Origin of the sequence: Polynucleobacter sp. MWH-Aus1W21, from assembly GCF_018687275.1 — a bacterium.
Lineage (GTDB): Bacteria > Pseudomonadota > Gammaproteobacteria > Burkholderiales > Burkholderiaceae > Polynucleobacter.
In genome coordinates, this window is sequence record NZ_CP061287.1 from 1,831,920 (window position 1) to 1,852,379 (window position 20,460).

At 46.7% G+C, this 20,460-nt stretch carries 18 protein-coding genes; 12 read left to right on the top strand and 6 right to left on the bottom strand.

The genetic code is table 11. The annotated features are described in order from the left end of the window. The first annotated feature begins 4 nt into the window (after nucleotides 1–4). Nucleotides 5–1,129, top strand: coding sequence for a 3-deoxy-7-phosphoheptulonate synthase (locus ICW03_RS09495; RefSeq protein WP_215347654.1), 1,125 nt, complete (start codon nucleotides 5–7; stop codon nucleotides 1,127–1,129). A 41-nt stretch (nucleotides 1,130–1,170) separates the two neighbouring features. Here ICW03_RS09495 and ICW03_RS09500 read toward each other — a convergent pair whose 3' ends face one another. Then, nucleotides 1,171–1,740: a cob(I)yrinic acid a,c-diamide adenosyltransferase gene (locus tag ICW03_RS09500; protein ID WP_215347656.1), complete on the bottom strand. Its 570-nt coding sequence runs from the start codon at nucleotides 1,738–1,740 to the stop codon at nucleotides 1,171–1,173. A 27-nt stretch (nucleotides 1,741–1,767) separates the two neighbouring features. Between ICW03_RS09500 and ICW03_RS09505 the strand changes: the two genes are divergently transcribed. From ICW03_RS09505 to proC, 5 genes are read left to right on the top strand one after another with little or no spacing between them, the layout of a single operon-like run. Continuing rightward, nucleotides 1,768–3,273 carry an FAD-linked oxidase C-terminal domain-containing protein gene (locus ICW03_RS09505; RefSeq protein WP_251374506.1) on the top strand — a complete coding sequence of 502 codons (1,506 nt, stop codon included), beginning with the start codon at nucleotides 1,768–1,770 and terminating at the stop codon, nucleotides 3,271–3,273. Beyond that, nucleotides 3,273–4,418 carry a glycolate oxidase subunit GlcE gene (gene glcE, locus ICW03_RS09510; RefSeq protein ID WP_215347658.1) on the top strand — a complete coding sequence of 382 codons (1,146 nt, stop codon included), beginning with the start codon at nucleotides 3,273–3,275 and terminating at the stop codon, nucleotides 4,416–4,418. Before ICW03_RS09505 ends, glcE begins: the two co-directional genes overlap by 1 nt. 8 nt (nucleotides 4,419–4,426) lie before the next feature. After that, nucleotides 4,427–5,704 carry a glycolate oxidase subunit GlcF gene (gene glcF, locus ICW03_RS09515; protein WP_215347660.1) on the top strand — a complete coding sequence of 426 codons (1,278 nt, stop codon included), beginning with the start codon at nucleotides 4,427–4,429 and terminating at the stop codon, nucleotides 5,702–5,704. Continuing rightward, nucleotides 5,701–6,426, top strand: coding sequence for a YggS family pyridoxal phosphate-dependent enzyme (locus ICW03_RS09520; protein WP_215347662.1), 726 nt, complete (start codon nucleotides 5,701–5,703; stop codon nucleotides 6,424–6,426). The genes glcF and ICW03_RS09520 overlap by 4 nt, the downstream gene beginning before the upstream one ends. Then, nucleotides 6,423–7,292: a pyrroline-5-carboxylate reductase gene (gene proC, locus ICW03_RS09525; protein ID WP_215347664.1), complete on the top strand. Its 870-nt coding sequence runs from the start codon at nucleotides 6,423–6,425 to the stop codon at nucleotides 7,290–7,292. The genes ICW03_RS09520 and proC overlap by 4 nt, the downstream gene beginning before the upstream one ends. On the opposite strand, the gene ubiA is transcribed toward proC, so the two are convergent. Together ubiA and recG are read right to left on the bottom strand one after the other, a co-directional pair. Continuing rightward, complete coding sequence (gene ubiA, locus ICW03_RS09530) at nucleotides 7,289–8,152, bottom strand: 4-hydroxybenzoate octaprenyltransferase (RefSeq protein ID WP_215347666.1); 864 nt, start codon at nucleotides 8,150–8,152, stop codon at nucleotides 7,289–7,291. The genes proC and ubiA overlap by 4 nt on opposite strands. A 10-nt stretch (nucleotides 8,153–8,162) precedes the next feature. Next, the gene (gene recG / locus ICW03_RS09535) at nucleotides 8,163–10,250 is read right to left on the bottom strand and encodes an ATP-dependent DNA helicase RecG (protein ID WP_215347668.1); all 2,088 of its coding nucleotides are present in this window, start codon (nucleotides 10,248–10,250) and stop codon (nucleotides 8,163–8,165) included. 30 nt (nucleotides 10,251–10,280) lie between these two features. Between recG and queA the strand changes: the two genes are divergently transcribed. The 5 genes from queA (at nucleotide 10,281) to secF (ending at nucleotide 15,818) form a co-directional block, all read left to right on the top strand. Continuing rightward, nucleotides 10,281–11,327 (top strand): tRNA preQ1(34) S-adenosylmethionine ribosyltransferase-isomerase QueA, encoded by a 1,047-nt coding sequence (gene queA / locus ICW03_RS09540; RefSeq protein WP_215347670.1) that lies wholly within the window; start codon nucleotides 10,281–10,283, stop codon nucleotides 11,325–11,327. Further along, the gene (gene tgt / locus ICW03_RS09545; protein ID WP_215347671.1) at nucleotides 11,324–12,481 is read left to right on the top strand and encodes a tRNA guanosine(34) transglycosylase Tgt; all 1,158 of its coding nucleotides are present in this window, start codon (nucleotides 11,324–11,326) and stop codon (nucleotides 12,479–12,481) included. Before queA ends, tgt begins: the two co-directional genes overlap by 4 nt. Before the next feature lie 134 nt (nucleotides 12,482–12,615). Beyond that, nucleotides 12,616–12,942, top strand: coding sequence for a preprotein translocase subunit YajC (yajC, locus tag ICW03_RS09550; RefSeq protein ID WP_068320905.1), 327 nt, complete (start codon nucleotides 12,616–12,618; stop codon nucleotides 12,940–12,942). A 38-nt stretch (nucleotides 12,943–12,980) separates the two neighbouring features. Continuing rightward, nucleotides 12,981–14,840: a protein translocase subunit SecD gene (gene secD / locus ICW03_RS09555; protein ID WP_215347673.1), complete on the top strand. Its 1,860-nt coding sequence runs from the start codon at nucleotides 12,981–12,983 to the stop codon at nucleotides 14,838–14,840. A gap of 3 nt (nucleotides 14,841–14,843) precedes the next feature. Then, nucleotides 14,844–15,818: a protein translocase subunit SecF gene (secF, locus tag ICW03_RS09560; protein ID WP_215347675.1), complete on the top strand. Its 975-nt coding sequence runs from the start codon at nucleotides 14,844–14,846 to the stop codon at nucleotides 15,816–15,818. 1 nt (nucleotide 15,819) lies between these two features. Here secF and ICW03_RS09565 read toward each other — a convergent pair whose 3' ends face one another. Then, nucleotides 15,820–17,175: a 3-deoxy-D-manno-octulosonic acid transferase gene (locus ICW03_RS09565; protein WP_215347677.1), complete on the bottom strand. Its 1,356-nt coding sequence runs from the start codon at nucleotides 17,173–17,175 to the stop codon at nucleotides 15,820–15,822. Next, nucleotides 17,172–18,551 (bottom strand): adenylosuccinate lyase, encoded by a 1,380-nt coding sequence (purB, locus tag ICW03_RS09570; RefSeq protein ID WP_215347678.1) that lies wholly within the window; start codon nucleotides 18,549–18,551, stop codon nucleotides 17,172–17,174. Before purB ends, ICW03_RS09565 begins: the two co-directional genes overlap by 4 nt. Nucleotides 18,552–18,646: 95 nt before the next feature. Here purB and ICW03_RS09575 point away from each other — a divergent pair, with 95 nt between their 5' ends. Further along, a complete protein-coding gene (locus ICW03_RS09575) occupies nucleotides 18,647–19,261 on the top strand; it encodes a glutathione S-transferase N-terminal domain-containing protein (RefSeq protein ID WP_215347680.1) in 615 nt (204 codons plus the stop codon). A gap of 66 nt (nucleotides 19,262–19,327) precedes the next feature. Here ICW03_RS09575 and mnmA read toward each other — a convergent pair whose 3' ends face one another. Next, nucleotides 19,328–20,440 carry a tRNA 2-thiouridine(34) synthase MnmA gene (mnmA, locus tag ICW03_RS09580; protein WP_215347682.1) on the bottom strand — a complete coding sequence of 371 codons (1,113 nt, stop codon included), beginning with the start codon at nucleotides 20,438–20,440 and terminating at the stop codon, nucleotides 19,328–19,330. Nucleotides 20,441–20,460 lie beyond the last annotated feature (20 nt).

Sequence of the window (20,460 nt, forward strand, 5' to 3'; positions counted from 1 at the left end):
CCGCATGAGCCAACAAAATACAAATCCCGCTAATTGGTACTCCGCCGTTGATAAGACTTCGGATACTGACGATCAACGCATCGACAAAATTTCTGTTCTGCCTCCGCCAGAGCATCTCATTCGTTTCTTTCCGATTTCAGGAACACCCACAGAAGCGCTGATCAGCAAAACTCGCAAAAAGATTCGCGACATTATTCACGGTAAAGATGACCGCTTACTCGTCATTATTGGACCATGCTCTATTCATGATCCACGTGCAGCACTCGAATACTGCCAACGTCTTTTAAGTGAGCGCGAACGTTTTGCTGGTGAACTAGAAATTGTGATGCGTGTGTATTTTGAAAAGCCACGCACTACTGTTGGCTGGAAAGGTTTGATCAATGACCCGTACCTTGATGAAAGCTATCGCATCGAAGAGGGATTACGTCTTGCCCGCCAAGTGCTCATGGAAATTAATCGCTTAGGCATGCCTGCAGGTAGCGAATTCCTAGATGTTATCTCTCCGCAATATATTGCTGATCTGATTTCATGGGGAGCAATCGGTGCACGCACGACAGAAAGTCAAGTGCATCGCGAACTCGCTTCAGGACTATCTGCACCTATCGGCTTTAAAAATGGTACCGATGGCAACATCAAGATCGCTACCGATGCTATTCAAGCAGCAGGTCGCCCACATCACTTCTTGTCTGTGCATAAAAATGGTCAAGTTTCTGTTGTGGAAACCAAAGGTAATAAAGATTGCCACGTCATTTTGCGTGGTGGTAAAGAGCCGAACTATGAAGCGAAGTTTGTACAGGCTGCCTGCTCTGAGCTAGAAGCAGCCAAGCTTCCAGCTAGTTTGATGGTTGACTTGTCTCATGCCAACTCAAGCAAGAAGCATGAGCGTCAAATCGTGGTTGCTGATGATGTTGCACAGCAAATTGAATCTGGCTCACATCAGATTTTTGGTGTGATGGTAGAAAGTCATTTAAATGATGGTGCTCAGAAATTTACACCAGGCAAAGATGACCCAAGTAAATTAGAGTACGGTCGCAGCATTACTGATGCGTGTATTAACTGGGATGATTCGGTGCAAGTATTAGAGCGTCTTGCTACTGCCGTTAAAACACGTAGAAGCAAGAAAAAATAATGCAGAAGTAATTTTGTAAGAAAAAAACTAAAGAGACTAAATTACTTAGTCTCTTTTTTTTCGTGCTTCCAAAGTACGTCAGATCCACCAGCTGCACGATTTAAGATGCGAGCAAGTACAAAGAGTAAGTCTGACAAACGATTCACATATTGCCTAGGGGAATCATATAAAGGCTCTTCCCAGCCTAAGCGAACAATCGAACGTTCCGCTCTACGACAAACCGTGCGACACACATGTGCCTGCGCAGCAGCACGAGTACCACCTGGCAGAATGAATTCAGTCAAAGGCGGCAGTTGTTGATTGTATTTTTCAAGCCAAACATCTAGCTGAGCCACATGCTCCGGATTAAGTAACTTGTAGTTGGGGATACAAAGCTCGCCCCCTAGGTCAAATAAATCATGTTGTACCTGCAGGAAAAGCGCATTTAATTCTGCAGAAATGCCTTCAGGAATCTGCTCAGTCATCAAAACCCCGATTTCTGAGTTCAATTCATCGACATCACCCATGGCACAGATGCGCAGATGATCCTTTTCGACGCGACTGCCGTCACCTAAGCCAGTCATCCCGGCGTCACCTGTTCTGGTGGCGATTTTTGATAGTCGATTTCCCATAAGCTTAATTATAGGTAAATGGCTAAAATGATTCATATGAATATGGTGACCCCACCCCCCGATTTAGCCGCTATTAGCGCCCTTCAGTCCAAATTGGTTTCGGCTTTGCGGCCAATCCTTCCGGAACATGCCCTTCTATGGGAACCAGAAGACACTATTCCCTATGAATGTGATGGCCTGGCCGCCTATAGAAGAATGCCTTTGGCAGTAGCTTTGCCAGAAACCGAGGAGCAAGCAGCCCAGATTTTGAAGATTTGCTATGCAATGCAAATTCCTGTTGTGCCTCGTGGATCTGGAACCGGCCTCTCCGGAGGGGCAATGCCCATTTCACAAGGATTGGTGCTGTCATTAGCGAAGCTTAAGAAAATTATCAGCATTGATCCATTTACTCGAACTGCAGTTGTTCAGCCTGGTGTTCGCAATCTTGCCATTTCTGAAGCAGTTGCACATCTTGGTTTGTATTACGCGCCAGACCCTTCTTCGCAAATTGCCTGCTCTATTGGCGGCAACGTGAATGAAAACTCCGGCGGTGTGCACTGTCTCAAATATGGGCTCACCCTACACAACGTTCTGCGTGTCCGCGGAATACTCATGAATGGTGAGATCGTAGAATTTGGCGGCTTAGCACCTGATGCACCCGGCCTTGATTTGCTAGCAATCATGATGGGTAGCGAAGGCATGCTCGCAGTCGTTACTGAAGTAACCGTGAAATTGGTAGCCAAACCAAAATTAGCTCGCGTGATCATGGCAAGTTTTGATGACATCGAAAAAGGTGGCAATGCAGTTGCTGCCATCATTGCTGCCGGCATTATTCCTGCTGGCCTGGAAATGATGGATAAAGCCACCACTCGTGCTGTAGAGGAATTTGTCCACGCAGGCTATGACTTAGATGCGGCAGCTATTTTGTTATGCGAGTCCGATGGCACTCCAGAAGAAGTTGCTGAAGAAATTGAGCGCATGACTAAAGTACTCGAACAAGCAGGCGCGAGCGGCATTCAGATCTCCAAAGATGAAAGTGAGCGCTTGAAATTCTGGAGTGGTCGTAAGAATGCGTTCCCTGCCGCAGGTCGCTTAGCCCCTGATTACTACTGCATGGATGGCACTATTCCCCGTCGTCATATCGCCACCTTACTCAAGCGCATCCAAGGCATGGAAGAGAAATATGGGCTTGGATGCTTAAACGTTTTTCATGCTGGCGATGGCAATATGCACCCCCTGATTTTGTTTAATGGTGCCGATCAGGAAGAGTGGCATCGTGCGGAAGAATTTGGTACAGAAATTTTGGAAGCTTGCGTTGAGCTTGGCGGCACTATTACTGGTGAGCACGGTGTTGGCATTGAAAAAATTAATTCAATGTGCGTGCAATTTGGTGAAGGTGAGCGTGAATCGTTCTGGGGCGTAAAGAGCGCTTTCGATCCAGAGAAACTACTCAACCCAGATAAAGCAATTCCGACTCTCAACCGCTGCGCTGAATATGGCCGTATGCGCATTAGCAGTGGTCAGCTACCTCATCCAGAATTGGAGCGCTTCTAATGAGTCACTCCAATCTAAAAATTGATGCATTCCGCGAGCAGATTCTGAATGCAGCCAAGAATAAAACCTCTCTCTCCATTGAAGGCGGGGGCACAAAGTCCTGGTACGGCAATCCCAATAACTATGCCAAGCTAGATACTCGCTCTTACTCGGGCATTTTGGAATACCAACCAGAAGAGCTAGTGATTACTGCTTGTGCAGGTACACCACTAAAAGAAATTGAAGCAGCACTCAAAGAAAAAAATCAGGTGCTTGCATTTGAGCCCCCACACTTTGGTGAGAATGCAACCTTTGGTGGTGCCATTGCCGCCGGTCTTGCTGGTCCTGGCCGTATCACCGTTGGCAATTTCCGCGACTTCGTGTTGGGCGCCCGCATCCTAGACGGCAAGGGACAAGATCTTTCCTTTGGCGGCAAGGTCATGAAGAACGTTGCAGGCTATGACGTATCTCGTTTGCTGCCCGGATCTCTGGGCACGCTTGCACTCTTACTGGAAGCCTCTGTCAAGGTGCTGCCTAAGCCTGCAGCTACAGCGACCTTACGCTGTCAGATCTCCCAGGAGAATGCTTTAAAAGTTCTTAATGAATGGGCGGGCCAGCCACTCCCACTTTCTGCTAGCTGTTGGATTGGATCAACTAAAGGTGGAGACGGGGAACTAACATTCCGTCTCGCAGGAGCTGCAGCTGCAGTTAAGGCCGCAATTCCACTTATGAGCTCCTTAGTCAATGCCACTGAGCTGAACGCAGAAGTTGCTGAAGATTTTTGGAATAACTTGCGCGAGCAAAAACTTTCTCCATTTAACAATTTAGACACTGATCAAACTTTGTATCGCTTAGCGCTGCCCGCTGCTTGTGGGCCTATTGCAATTTCCGGTGCTGACGATGAAATTATTCTTGAGTGGCATGGACAGCAACGCTGGATAAAGGCACCTGGCGCTGAAGCTACCTTTGCAGCCATCAAAGCCATTGCTAATTCTCATGGTGGTCATGCAACTCGCTTTAGACAGGGTGCAAACGTAGACCCTTCCTATCAGCGCTTTACCTTACTCACAGAGCAAGCTCATTCCAAAGCTCTTGAATCCGTACAAGAGCGCCTGAGATCTGCCTTTGATCCTGCTGGCGTATTTGCCACTAAACGTCTTCCATAAGTATTTCTATGCAAACTCAACTCGCCCCTCAATTTGCCAACACACCGGAAGGTATCGAGGCAGCCCGTATTCTGGGCAAATGCGTTCACTGCGGATTTTGTACTGCTACCTGCCCTACGTACCAGCTTCTTGGCGATGAGCTAGATGGTCCTCGAGGACGAATCTATCTCATCAAGCAAATGGCTGAAGGACAAGCTCCTACTGAAAAGACTCGCCTACATTTAGACCGCTGCTTAACCTGCCGCAATTGTGAAAGCACTTGCCCTAGCGGTGTCCAATACGGCAACCTGGTTGATATTGGCCGCAAATGGGCAGAAGAAAATACGCCTGAGCGCCCAATCACTCAACGCTTAACTCGCTGGGCCCTCAAAGAAGGCTTAACCAAGCCAGCTTTATTCAATACTGCAATGACCTTGGGTCGCTTAGTACGTCCATTAATGCCTAGAGGTATTAAACGCAAGATACCATTGGCCCTTAACAAAGCATTAGCGAACTCGACCGATCCATACGCAAGACCTGCAACTTCGCATCAGCGCAAAATGGTTTTGCTAGAAGGCTGCGTTCAGCCAGGCATGTTGCCAAATATCAATTCAGCAACAGCACGTGTACTGAATGCACTGATGATCCAATTGATTAGTGCGCCCAGCGCCACTTGTTGCGGAGCTTTGCGATATCACCTCAATGATCAAGCTGGCGGTCTCGATAATGCCAAGCAAAATATTGATGCTTGGTGGCCTTTAGTGGAGAGTGGCGTAGAAGCGATTGTGATGACAGCATCCGGTTGCGGCGTGATGGTGAAAGACTATGGACATCTGTTTGTAAATGATCCTGTCTATGCCGCCAAAGCCAAAAAGATCTCTGATTTAACTAAGGATATTTCCGAGATTCTTCCTGCGTTACAAAATGAGCTTCTTCAGCTGGTAGGCACCGACCCTAAACCGGGCGTGGTGTATCACCCACCCTGCACCTTGCAACACGGCCAACAAATCCGTGGCAAAGTTGAGGGGCTGCTTTCAAGCATTGGCATTGGCGTACGTTTATGTGCAGATAGTCATCTTTGCTGTGGATCTGCAGGCACCTACTCGGTGACCCAACCAGAACTTTCTGAACAGCTACGTAAAAACAAGCTCACCCACTTAAATGCTGCATGCGAAGAGTCTGGAGCAGAGGTGATTGTTTCGGGAAATATTGGCTGCATTACCCATCTCCAGCAAGAGGACACTCCGGTACTGCATTGGATCGAGATCGTCGATCAGTTGATTGCTAGATCTTCTAAGGCCTCATGAATTCCATCGTTGTTAATTTGATGCAAGTCAGGGAGCGGATTGAACTTGCCGCTCTAGCAGCAAAACGTGAGCCTGAAGAAATTGAACTCTTAGCTGTCAGCAAAACATTTCCGGCTTCAGCAGTAGAAGAAGCCATGCATGCTGGTCAGTCTGCCTTTGGAGAAAACTACGTCCAAGAGGCTGTTGAAAAAATCCAGAAGCTTGCCAAATTACGCCCTTGGTTAGTTTGGCATTTCATTGGGCCACTACAAAGCAATAAAACTAGAGAGGTGGCTGAGCACTTTGATTGGGTTCACAGTGTTGATCGCCTCAAAATCGCAGAACGTCTTTCTGCCCAAAGAAGTGAATTTCCTGATCTAGCGCCATTACAGGTTTGCGCACAAATTAATGTAAGCGAAGAAGATAGTAAAAGCGGTGTCTCACTGGCGGAAGTTGAGGCACTTTGCAATGCCATCACCTCATTACCTAATTTAGTTCTCAGGGGCTTAATGGCCATTCCTGCACCTAGCCCACACATAGAGCAGCAACGTCAAGCGTTTGCCGCTGTTCGCGAATGCTTTATACAGATTCAGGCAGCCCACGCTGGTGAACTGGGATACCAGTTTTTTGACACCCTCTCTATGGGCATGTCCGATGATTTAGAAGCGGCAATCTTAGAGGGAAGTACGATGGTTCGTGTTGGCACAGCCATTTTTGGGAAGCGCGATAAGATTAACAAATGAGCACAAATAAAACTGCACAAAATAATAGCAACGCCCACATCACATTTATTGGTGGCGGCAATATGGGACGCGCCTTGATTAGCGGCCTCCTAGCGAACGGATTTGAGCCAAATCAAATTTCCGTTGTTGAAGCGAACGCCGTAACGGCTTTAAAGTTGTATGAAGACTATGGCGTTCAGGGTATTGGCGCCTTAGAGCAAATCGCTTTTGACTTCTCTAAAAATAATGTCGTGGTTATGGCAATTAAGCCCCAGGACTTTAATGTGGTTGCAAAGGGGTTGGCTGCGAAACTGAAGCATGCAAGCGCGCCTGGTCCACTGATCCTTAGCATTGCTGCCGGCATTCGCCTAAAAGACATGAGTCGTTGGCTGGATCACACACGCTGTGTTCGTGCCATGCCAAATACCCCCGCATTAATTGGCAAAGGCATCACTGGACTCTTTGCAGATACAGCAGTTGATCAAGCTGATCGCGCTTTAGCCGAAACCATTTGCAATGCAGTAGGTCAAGCGGTATGGGTGTCTGAAGAAAAACTGATGGATGCAGTCACCGCCGTATCCGGAAGTGGCCCCGCATATGTTTTTGCATTTCTTGAAGCAATGCAATCTGCTGGTGAGAAACTAGGTCTTGATACAGCAACGGCACGCAAACTTGCCTATGCGACCCTTGAAGGCGCTACGCAACTAGCTCATAACTCCGATGAGCATGCTGGAGTTTTGCGAGAGAAAGTAACCTCAAAAGGTGGCACTACTGCAGCAGCCTTAGATGTGATGAAGCAACAAGGCTGGCACGAGATTTTGGAAAAAGCAATTGATGCAGCGAGTCAACGTGGCAAAGCTATGGGTGATGAACTCGGCAAGAATTAGTGAATACTCAATCCCAACACAATTCCTAGAAATAAAAATCCGCCTAACCAGTTGTTATGGCGGAATGCTTTAAAGCAATTCTCTCGATTGCGAGTTGATACCAGTTTAAGGTGATAGATTGCACAAGCAAATGCTGCGAACCATCCCACTAAAAAATAATTACTGAGATTAGCTAATTGCGCTACCCACAATTGACTCAGAAAAAGCATCCCGTAACTTATTGCAATTGCAATAACATCGTACTGACCGAAAGTGATAGCTGAGGTTCTGAGACCTAAGCGCAAGTCATCATCACGATCGACCATGGCATATGCGGTGTCATAAGCAATTGCCCAGAAGATATTACCAATAAACAGAAACCAAGCCTCTAAAGGAATGAAATCGAGGATGGCTGCATAGGCCATTGGGATACCAAAGCCAAAAGCTATTCCCAAGACTGCTTGAGGCATCGCAAAGAAACGCTTGGTGAAGGGATAGATAAAGGCTACTAGTAGTGCAAGAATTGACAGTTGCTTTGTAAATGTATTCAGAGGTTGGATCAGTAAAAAAGCGATGAAAGCTAGCGCACCTGCTACAGCCACTGCCTCTTTCCCAGAAATTTTTCCACTTGTAACGGGGCGTCCTTGGGTTCTTTTTACGTGACGATCAAAGTCACGATCCGCATAGTCGTTAATAGCGCAACCTGCACTACGCATGAGAAACGTACCCAGAATAAAGATCAACAAGATAGATAAATCAGGGGTACCACTACTGGCTAACCAGAGAGCCCAGAGCGTAGGCCACAACAGCAATAGAGTGCCAATAGGTTTATCTAACCTAATTAAATACCCATAAGAAATGAAACGCTCTTTTAAGCTCATGAAGTAATTATCAAGCTTTTAGAAACTCTGCACGAGATCCTAGCCAGCGCTCTAGGTGGCGCTCCACCAGATCTGCATGCTCGGCAAGCAAACGGTCAGCTGCCTGCTGCGCTAGCTCAATTAACCAGGCATCGCGTTGGAGATCTACAAAGCGCAACATAGCATCGCCTGACTGCTTGGCGCCGAGCAACTCCCCGGGGCCGCGTAGCGATAAATCACGTTCGGCAATCACAAATCCATCTGAGGTCTCGCGCAAAGTTTGCAAACGCTCTTTGGCAGCCATCGAAAGCGGCTCTGCATACATTAAGATACAGACTGAATCTGCCGACCCCCTACCAACGCGCCCGCGTAATTGATGAATCTGGGCATAACCAAAACGCTCCGCATGCTCAATCACCATTAATGCGGCGTTAGGCACATCAACTCCCACCTCAATCACCGTAGTGGCGACCAATAGTTGAATTTCATTTGCTTTAAAGGCGGCCATCACTGCCGCTTTTTCTTCTGCTTTTAATCTGCCATGCACCAAGCCCACCTTAAAGCCAGGCAAAGCTTGAGTCAACTGCTCAAAGCTTTCTGTTGCTGTTTGTAATTGCAGTGCTTCAGACTCTTCAATAAGCGGACAAACCCAATAGGCCTGAAGTCCTTTTGATAACCAGCTATGTAGCCCACCAATCACTTCATCACGACGACTTGCTTTAACCACCTTGGTAGCAATTGGTTTGCGGCCAGGAGGCAATTCATCAATGACAGAAACATCCAGGTCAGCGTAATACGTCATTGCTAATGTTCTTGGAATGGGGGTGGCAGACATCATTAATTGATGACAGTAAAACAATTCTGATCCAACCCGCTGCTGAATCTCCAAACGCTGTCTCACGCCAAAGCGATGCTGTTCATCAATGACTGCCAAGCCAAGCTTGGCAAAGCTCACGCTTTCTTGGATAAGCGCATGTGTACCAATAATGAGTTGAGCTTGCCCATTCTCAATCACCTCTTGCGCCAGTCGTTTCTCTTTAGCTTTTAGGCTACCTGATAACCAAGCAATTTTTACCCCCAAAGGCTCAAACCATTCCTTCATCTTTAGGTAATGTTGCTCAGCCAAAATCTCTGTAGGCGCCATGATGGCAGCTTGATAACCATGATCCATAATCCGCGCTGCAGCCAGGGCGGCCACTACCGTCTTACCACTACCGACATCCCCTTGAAGTAGGCGATTCATAGGAAACGACTTAGAGAGATCCTTACTAATTTCTGACCAAACGCGATCTTGCGCATTCGTTAATTTAAAAGGTAATACTTTTAGCAAGCCTTCTTCAAGTGATTGCACTCTAGCTTTATCTTGACCCTCATCCCGAGCTTTTGCAAAGCTTGGTGCATTTCGTTCGCGACGAATCGCGTGCGCTCGCTTTAAAGAAATTTGCTGAGCCAGCAACTCTTCAAATTGCACCCTGCGCCAGGCGGGATGCGTCCGCTCTAACAATGATTGAGTATTGGCGTCAGCGGGAGGCTGATGCAAATAGGTAATTGCAGATTGCAAACTGGGCCAATCATTACTGGGCAATAGCTCTGCCATCAGTTTTTTAGGCAAGAATTCTGCCAAGCTCTCTTGCAAACTCGGGTCGCGCAAAGCTTGTGAAACTGCTTTACGAATAACAGCCTGTGATACACCAACGCTTGCTGGATAGACTGGAGTAAGGCTATTTGGTAACGGCGCATCTGGAGCTACAGCGCGTACAGTCGGGTGAACCATCTCCGAGCCTTGGAAACCATCTCGCACCTCGCCACGCACTCGAACATGGACGCCGACCGCCATCTGTTTTTGCTGGCTGGGATAGAAATTAAGAAAGCGCAGATTCAGACTCTCGGTCTCATCCTCAATAGTGACAATCATCTGTCTTCTTGGACGAAATAAGACTTGATTGCGAATCACGATACCCTGGGTCTGGGCTGAGGCAAACCTACCCAAGGCAATAGCTTCCTCAATGGTGAGTAACTCCGTCTCATCCTCATAACGGGATGGCAAGTGCAAAGCAAGCGCCATAGGGCTGTCTAAACCCATTTTTTGGAGTGTGCTTGGCGCTTGTTTAGTAGTCATCGTTAAAATCTAATACCTGATGGTAATGCTATGCAACTTTCTGACTTCAATTACGAACTTCCCGCCGAACTAATCGCCCAGCATCCCTTGGCGAATAGAACCGATAGCCGCCTCTTGGAGGTCAGGGCTGATGGGCCAAATCACGTTCAATTGGTAGATCGACAGTTTAAGGACATTCTTAGTCTTGTTCAGCCTGGGGACTTATTAGTCTTCAATGACACCAAGGTCATTCCTGCTCGATTGCATGGCAAAAAGGAGACTGGTGGCAATGTTGAGCTCCTGATCGAACGCATTAGCGGCGAAATGCAGGCTTGGGTACAAATTAGAGCTTCTAAGGTGCCAAAGACTGGCAGCATAGTTCATATTCACAATAAATCAGGCGAAACATTTCCAGTAGAGATGATTGGATATGAAGGGCGTTTCTATGAAGTCCGCTTTCCTGAGAATGTCTTCTCTTTACTTGAGCGCTTTGGTGAACTTCCTCTACCCCCTTACATCGAACATCAACCAGATGGTGAGGATGCGCAGCGCTATCAAACGGTAGTAGCTAAAAACCCAGGCGCAGTTGCAGCCCCAACAGCAGGCCTGCATTTTGATGAGGCGATTTTGCACAAGATCAAAGATTTGGGTGTAAATCAAGCAACCGTTACATTGCATGTTGGCGCAGGAACATTTACTCCGGTACGAGAAGAAAATCTCTCAAAACACAAGATGCACTATGAGTGGTACTCCATTCCAAATGAAACTTTAGAGGCAATTGAGACCACCAAGAACAATGGTGGCAGAGTGATTGCTGTAGGTACCACCAGCCTTCGAGCCTTAGAGAGTCAAGCGGCAAGCGGACAAAGCAGCGGGGAAACCAATCTCTTTATTACCCCCGGCTATCAATTTAAAACCGTGAATTGTTTGCTCACTAACTTTCATCTGCCAAAATCTACTTTATTAATGTTAGTTAGTGCTTTAGCAGGAGTGGATAACATTCGTGCCGCCTATCAACATGCTATTTCACAGAAATATCGTTTCTTCAGCTATGGAGATGCGATGTTTCTTTGCCGACTCGAGAATACAAAAATATGACCAAACCAGTTCACTTCAATATCTTGGCGCGTGACTCCCAGAGCCCAGCGCGACTTGGTCAGCTTGATCTTCCGCACGGTAGCGTGCAAACGCCGATCTTCATGCCTGTTGGCACATATGGTACGGTGAAGGCCATGACGCCTCGTGATTTGAATGAAGCTAAAGCACAAATCATTTTAGGAAACACTTTTCACCTTTGGTTAAGGCCGGGGTTAGATGTCATCAAAAAACATGGTGGCCTTCATCGCTTCATGGGATGGGATAAACCAATCCTGACTGACTCTGGTGGCTTTCAGGTATTTAGCTTGGGTGCATTACGCAAGATCTCTGAAGCGGGCGTCACATTTGCCTCGCCGATTAATGGCGACAAATTATTTATGTCCCCAGAAGTGTCGATGGAAATTCAAGCGGTGCTTAATAGCGATATCGCTATGCAGTTTGATGAGTGCACTCCTTATGAGATTAAGGGTCAACCCACTTCTGAAAAAACTGCACGCGCCTCACTAGAAATGTCCCTTCGTTGGGGTGACCGCTCGCTCAAACGCTTTCGCGAACTAGAGACTGGCAACGGTCTCTTTGGCATTGTCCAAGGCGGCATGTTTGAGAATCTGCGTGAATTTTCGCTAGATGCCGTTAGCCAGCAAGGGTTTGATGGGATTGCAATTGGCGGACTCTCCGTTGGCGAACCCAAACCCGAATTTGAGCGAATTCTCAATTTCACTGCACCCAAACTGCCGGAAAATATGCCTCACTACTTGATGGGCGTAGGCACTCCAGAAGACCTGATTTTGGGTGTCAGCTTGGGTATTGATATGTTTGATTGCGTGATGCCTACCCGCAATGCTCGTAATGGCTGGCTTTTTACCCGTTTTGGAGACCTAAAACTCCGTAATTCTGGGTATAAGGACGATGATCGCCCTGTGGACCCAACCTGCGCCTGCTATACCTGCCAAAACTTCACTAGATCCTACTTAAATCACCTCCAAAAGGCGAATGAGATCCTGGGGTCACAACTCAATACCATCCACAACCTGTCCTACTACCTGCAACTTATGACTGAGGTCCGCGAGGCACTCAGCAAGGACCGCTTTAGCGCCTATCGTGAGGAATTTCACAGTAATCGCCAGCGCGGCGTAGAGCCTGGACAGGACTAATAGCCCTACAGGGGGCTCAACCCCCTTCAAATCACCTCCAAAGCCCCACACAGTTTAGAATTGCGGGTTACGGCCTCAGGCTTAAAGGTCGAAAAACTCAGTAGTTTTTAATTGGTAATTAATGGAGGTTTTGTATGTGGATTAGTAATGCTTTTGCCCAAGCTCCTGCAGCGGGCGCAGATTCCGGTGGCTTGATGAGCTTCCTCCCTTTGATTTTGATGTTTGCAGTTCTGTACTTCATCATGATTCGCCCACAAATGAAGCGTCAAAAAGAAACTAAAGCAATGCTCGAATCATTGGGCGTTGGCGATGAAGTGGTTACTGTTGGCGGCATTATGGGCAAAGTAACAGCACTCAAGGACCAAGTAGTGACTGTTGAAATTTCTGCTGGCACTGAAGTGCAAATGCAAAAGGGCGCTATCACTACAGTATTGCCAAAAGGCACACTGAAGTCTGCTTAATGCATCCACTTAATTTGTTTGTTTAAAAGTATCTCAATATGAATCGCTACCCTCTCTGGAAATATCTAGTTATCGCTATTGCATTACTAATTGGCGGACTATATTCATTACCCAATTTCTATGGTGAGGCTCCAGCGGTTCAAGTCTCGTCTGCCAAACCAACCATCAAGGTTGATTTGGCAACACAGGCTCGTGTTGAAAAAATTCTGACTGAAGCGAGCATTGGTAACACCGGCATCTTCTTTGAAGTCGCTGGTAATGTAGGCTCAATCAAGGTTCGCTTTAATAACACTGATATTCAATTGCGTGCACGCGATCTCTTGCAGCAAAAATTGAATAATGATCAAAATGATCCGAACTATACCGTTGCATTAAATTTGCTTTCCAATACACCGGGGTGGCTTAATGCAATCAATGCATTGCCAATGCCTTTAGGACTTGACTTACGTGGTGGCGTGTACTTCCTTCTACAAGTCGACATGAAAGGCGCAGTTCAGAAGAAAGTTACTTCTTTAGCAACGGATATTCGCAGCCAATTACGCGACAAAAACATTCGTCATCAAGGCATCGAGCGTGGTGCTGACTTCATTTCCATCAGCTTTGGCAGCACCGCTGATGCTGAGGCGGCTCGCTCTGTATTAATGACAGCGCAACCGGAATTGATTTGGCAAGTAAAGCCTACCGGGCTATCACCAAAAGTTATCGGTGAATTTAAGCCTACTGCCTTAAAAGAAATTCAAGATAATGCTGTTAAGCAAAACATCATCACATTGAATAAACGCGTGAATGAACTTGCGGTTAAAGAACCAGTCATTCAACAGCAAGGTGCTGAGCGTATTGTGGTGCAACTACCAGGCGTACAAGATACAGCGCGTGCTAAAGATATTATTGGCCGTACAGCCACACTCGAATCACGCTTAGCTGATCCACTCATATCCACTATCGCCCTAGGCGAAACTCCTCCTCCAGGTATGGATACTTTCCGCTTTGGTGAAAACCGTTTGGGTGTATTCAAAAAATCAGTGATCTTTAGTGGTGATCGCATTACCGATGCAAGCGCAGGCTTTGATCAAAATCAACGCCCTGCAGTCAATATTTCCTTAGATGCTGCTGGTGGTCGCGTAATGCAAGAAGTGACTCGTGAAAACATTGGCAAACCAATGGGCATGATCTTGTTTGAAAAAGGCAAAGGTGAAGTACTCACGATAGCCACTATTCAAAGTGAATTTGGTTCTAAGTTCCAGATCACCGGTCAACCTACTACCGAAAGCGCCAATGACTTAGCCCTCTTATTACGTGCAGGCTCATTAGCGGCGCCAATGGAAATCATTGAAGAACGTACTATCGGACCAAGCTTGGGCGCAGAAAACATTGAGAAGGGCTTTAAGTCTCTCTTAATTGGTTTTGGTGCTATTGCTATCTTTATGATGGCTTACTACCTCTTGTTTGGTACATTCTCAGTTGTGGCGTTAGCAGTCAATCTACTCTTGCTCATTTCAGTACTTTCCATGTTGCAAGCCACGCTCACCTTGCCTGGTATTGCAGCGATGGCTTTAGCGCTCGGCATGGCGATTGACTCTAACGTGCTGATTAACGAACGTATTCGCGAAGAGTTGCGTAATGGCGCAGCCCCACAAACAGCCATTGCTGTAGGTTTCGATAAAGCCTGGGCAACCATCCTGGACTCAAACGTTACCACTTTGATAGCTGGTCTAGCCTTGTTAGCATTTGGCTCTGGCCCTATTAAAGGATTCGCAGTAGTTCACTGCTTAGGTATTCTGACTTCAATGTTCTCGGCTGTCTTCTTCTCACGTGGCCTTGTTAATCTTTGGTACGGCAGACATAAGAAGATTCAAAAACTCGCTATCGGCCAAGTTTGGCGCCCACAGGAGAAATAAGCCATGGAATTTTTCCGCATCAAAAAAGATATTCCCTTTATGCGCCATGCATTGGTACTCAATGCGATTTCTTTAATTACCTTTTTAGCAGCTGTCTTTTTCCTCTGGCATAACGGCCTGCACCTCTCCATCGAATTTACTGGTGGCACGGTGATGGAAGTTAGCTACCCACAAACTGCGCCACTGGACTCCATTCGCTCAAAAGTTGAGAAGCTTGGTTACGCAGATACCCAAATTCAAAACTTTGGTAGTTCACGCGACGTGATGATTCGCCTGCCTTTACAAAAAGATGCTGAAGGCAAACTCATCTCCTCAGCCGATCAAAGTACAGCAGTTATGCAAGTGCTAGATCCAGCAGCAACCGGTGTAAAGCTCCAGCGCGTTGAATTTGTTGGTCCACAAGTTGGTCGTGAGCTAGCAATAGATGGATTAATGGCATTGCTATTTGTAATTATTGGCATTGTGGTTTACCTCTCATTCCGCTTTGAGTGGAAGTTTGCGGTTGCAGGCATCATTGCGAACTTGCACGATATTGTGATTATTCTGGGTTTCTTCGCATTCTTCCAATGGGAATTCTCACTCTCAGTGTTAGCGGCAGTCCTTGCAGTTCTGGGCTACTCCGTAAATGAGTCCGTGGTGATCTTTGACCGTATTCGCGAAAACTTCCGCAAGTACCGCAAGATGAATACCCGTGAAATCATTGATAACGCCATTACCAGCACTATCAGTCGTACCGTGATTACCCACGGCAGTACTGAGATGATGGTTTTGGCAATGCTGATTTTCGGCGGCCCAACACTCTTCTATTTCGCCTTAGCGCTGACTATTGGTATTTTGTTTGGTATTTACTCTTCAGTCTTCGTTGCTGCAGCATTAGCCATGTGGCTTGGTGTTACACGTGAAGATTTAGTAAAGGGTGATAAAAAGCCTGATGACGAAGCGCGCAAAGATGACCCTAACTTCGGGGCACGGGTTTAAGCTAGCAAGTAGTTTGCTGATCAAGGGCAGCTAAGATTTTATTAGTTGCACCTTGATGTTTTACTAAGTAGTCCTTAGCTGCATCACTCATTTTTTTAAGCTCAGCAGTATTTAAGAGCAACTCCTTCAAAGATTCCATTAAAGCAATTGGCTCGGTTAAGAGAAGCTCTCCCTTAATTCGTTTAGCTGCACCACTATCAATTGCATCTAAAGCCGCCTGCTGAAAGTTATAAGTATGCTCACCCAATAAAACAGGGCACCCTGCCGCACATGCCTCAATAAGGTTTTGACCCCCAAAAGGTAGCAGACTTCCACCCATCAACACTAAGTCAGAGGCACTGTAATACATCGGCATCTCACCCATAGAGTCGCCCAAGACAATATCTATGCCAGCACAATCGTTTGGAATATTGGACCACTCACTGCGTCTACGGAACTTTAAGCCAGCGCTATTAATCTGATCGGCTACTTCTGAGAATCTCTCTGGATGACGTGGCACAAGACAAAGTAAGGGGGCAATTGCAAAAGCATGGTTTAAAAGTAAATCTTTCCAAGCCTTGAGAATGACAGTCTCTTCTCCATCGCGCGTACTAGCTGCACATACCATCAAGCGCTGGCTAACATGTAAATCTTGGCGCCAAACCTTGCCTTGCTCTACGAGACCAGGATCCAAGGGAACATCAAACTTGAGGTTACCCACTATCTGCACACCCTTTACGTCTAAGCTGCGATAACGTTGTGCATCAAACTCAGTTTGAGCCAAGATGCCTGCAAAGGCTTGAAATAATGCGCGCCCCGCTTTACCAAAATGACTGACACGACGCGCGCTACGCTCTGATAAACGGGCATTAACCAGAAATAGAGGCAAGCCAATTTCTTTGCAGCGAAAGACAACGGTTGGCCAGGCTTCGGTTTCCATAAATAGGCCAAGCTTTGGCTTAAAGGTCTTCAAGAAATGCTCTACAGCCCAACAAATGTCATATGGCAAATAGACTTGTCGGATTTGTCCAGAGGCAATTTCTTTCGCAAATAACTGCTTACCAGTGCGGCGTCCATTCAGCGTCATATGGGTAAGGAGAATCGATTCACATCTAGCCAAATAAGCATCAATCAATGGTTGGGCAGCACGAGTCTCTCCAACCGATACCGCATGAATCCAAATTGTTCCCTGTGTAATTGGCTTGCTGTAGCCAAAACCCAGGCGTTCCGGAATGTGATGGAGGTACGAAAAGGCATGACGTGCGCGCCAAGCCAATCGAACAAAAGCCAATGGCAATAAAAGATGCCATAGCAATTGATAAACAGCAAACCAGATCCGGGGACGTGCCCCGTATTCCGAATTGGTAGTCAAACTCACTTTTTCAGACGTTCGGTCAATTCAACCGCCTTGCCTAAATAAGAAGATGGTGTCATCTCCAATAGACGCGCCTTTGCATCTTCAGGAATCTTCAAGCCACGTATAAATGTTTGCAAATCAGCTTGATTAATGCCTTTGCCGCGAGTCAATTCTTTTAATTGCTCGTAAGGATTTTCAATACCGTAACGGCGCATAACCGTTTGTACCGGCTCAGCTAAAACTTCCCAACAAGCATCTAAATCAGCAGCAATCGCCGCGAGATTAACCTCTAACTTTCCAAGCCCACGCAAGGCGCTGTCATAAGCTAATACACTATGACCAAAGGCTGGACCTAAATTGCGCAAAACGGTTGAATCAGTTAGGTCACGCTGCCAACGAGAAATTGGCAATTTTTCAGCAAGGTGACGCAGCAATGCATTGGCAACACCCAAGTTACCCTCAGAATTTTCAAAGTCAATCGGGTTGACCTTATGCGGCATCGTGGATGAACCAATCTCACCCGCTTTAGTGCGCTGCTTGAAATATCCAACTGAGATATAAGCCCAGAAGTCACGATCCATATCTAAGAGGATCGTATTAGCTCGAGCAATAGCATCAAAGAGCTGCGCCATACCATCGTGTGGCTCAATTTGAATGGTGTATGGATTGAAGGTCAAACCTAAACGCTTTTCCACTACATTTTTAGAAAAATTTTCCCAATCAAAATCAGGGTAAGCAGATAAGTGGGCGTTATAGTTGCCAACCGCACCGTTCATCTTACCCAGCAGAGGAACTGCTGCAATTGCATCAATCGCACGCTCTAAACGCTTAGCAATATTCGCAATTTCTTTTCCAAGAGTGCTGGGTGAAGCAGGTTGACCATGTGTACGCGAAAGAAGTGGAACCTTAGCGTGTTCAAGGGCCAAGTCAGTGAGAACAGAAAGAACTTTGCGAAGTTGCGGCAAAAGCACTTCATCACGTGCGCCACGCAACATCAAACCATGTGAGGTGTTATTGATATCTTCAGAGGTGCAAGCAAAATGAATGAACTCACTAGCCTTAAGCAAATCAGGACGACCAGCAACTTTTTCTTTTAAGAAGTACTCAACAGCTTTTACGTCATGGTTAGTAACCGCTTCAATATCTTTAATACGCTGCGCATCCGCATCAGAAAAATTCTCAGGCAAAGATAGCAAGAATGCTTCGTCAGCAGCATTAATTTTTGGGACATCAGGCAAACCAGCAGCAGCTAAAGCCAAAAGCCAATGAATTTCCACAAACACGCGCTGACGCATAAATGCCGCCTCAGAAAGCCAAGGGCGCAAAGCGTCTAGTTTTCCGGCATAACGGCCATCTAGGGGTGAAAGAGCATTTAGGGTTGAAAGCGGCTGACTCACGAATATTGCCTTTGCATTGAAGATGTCAATAAAAGCTAATTTTAATGCGTTTGGGAGACCAGCAAACCCCAATTAGGATGGCTATACTTGACCCCATGAAACTTATCGGATCCCTCACCAGCCCCTACGTACGCAAAGTACGCATTGTTTTTAACGAGAAAAAGGTCGATGTTGACCTCGAATTAGAGAATGTTTGGGCCGCAGACACCAAAATAGGTGCCACAAACCCTCTAGGGAAGGTCCCTTGCCTGATTTCTGACGATGGAGATGCCATCTACGACTCCCGCGTCATCGCCGAATATGCTGACGGCCTAAGCCCTGTCAGCAAGCTCATTCCTGCCGATAACCGGGAGCGCGCCGCCGTTAAAACCTGGGAAGCCCTAGCTGACGGAATTATGGATGCTGGTATTTTGGCTCGTTTAGAGCGTACCTTGCGCCCGGCGGAGCAACAAAGCCAAACTTGGTATGACCGCCAAATGGGCAAGATCGATGCTGCCCTTCGTGAAATGTCCGAGAAACTCGGTGAAAACACATGGTGTCACGGCAATCAAATGACCTTGGCTGATATCGCTGTAGGTTGTGCAATAGGGTATTTGCTGTTTCGCTTTCCTGAAGTGAAATGGCAAACACAATATTCCAACCTAGATCGCTTGTATCAGAAATTATTGCAGCGACCTTCGTTTATGGAAACTGTACCGCCTGCTGCTTAATCAACCTTCAACTCAAATAAAAAGCCAATCAAAACTGATTGGCTTTTTTGTATCTGATGGGCAAATTTATGCGGAGATAATTCCACCGCCTAAACAAATTTCACCGTCATAGAGAACGGCTGATTGTCCTGGTGTTACCGCCCACTGCGCATCCGGAAAGCTTAATTCAAAACTTTGCGCATCATTACCGGCAATTAAAGTGCAAGCTGAATCAGCTTGACGATAACGCGTCTTAGCGGAATAGCTTCCAGATATTGGTGCTGCACCAGATACCCAGCTAGCGTCCATTGCAGAAAGCTTGTGAGCCAATAGCCACGGGTGCTCGTGGCCTTGAGCTACGTATAGGGTGTTATTCGGGATGTCTTTACGGGCAACATACCAAGCATCACCATTGCCATCCTGACTGCCACCCAAACCAATGCCTTTGCGCTGACCCAAGGTAAAGAATGCTAAGCCCATATGCTCACCAACAGTCTTACCTTCTGGGGTTTTAATTAGTCCCGGCACACGTGGTAAATAACGGTTTAAGAATTCTCTAAAAGGACGTTCGCCAATAAAACAAATTCCAGTGGAGTCCTTTTTCTTTGCATTGTGCAAACCAATTTGCTCAGCAATTTTTCTAACTTCAGTTTTAGGAATTTCTCCCAGCGGAAACATGACGTTTGCCAATTGCTGCTGCGTTAAGCGATGCAAGAAATAACTTTGGTCCTTGCTCGCATCAACCGCTTTTAATAGCTGGACTGTTCCACCCTCATGACGCACGCGTGCATAGTGTCCAGTAGCAATCGCATCCGCACCCAAACTCATGGCGTGATCTAAGAATGCCTTGAACTTAATTTCGGCATTACATAAAACATCGGGATTGGGTGTTCGCCCTGCAGCGTATTCGCGCAAAAAATCGGCAAATACACGTTCACGGTATTCAGTAGCGAAATTGACCGCTTCAACGTCAATTCCGATCATATCGGCCACAGAAACTACATCTAGCCAGTCCTGGCGAGCAGAACAGTACTCGTCGTTGTCATCATCCTCCCAATTCTTCATAAAAAGGCCAATAACTTCAAAGCCTTGCTCCTTGAGCATCCAAGCTGCAACAGACGAATCTACCCCTCCAGACATGCCAATAACGACTTTCTTGGTGTGAGAGGACGGGATTGAGGAAGAATTGAGCGGGATCATCAAAAAATGCGAGAATTCAA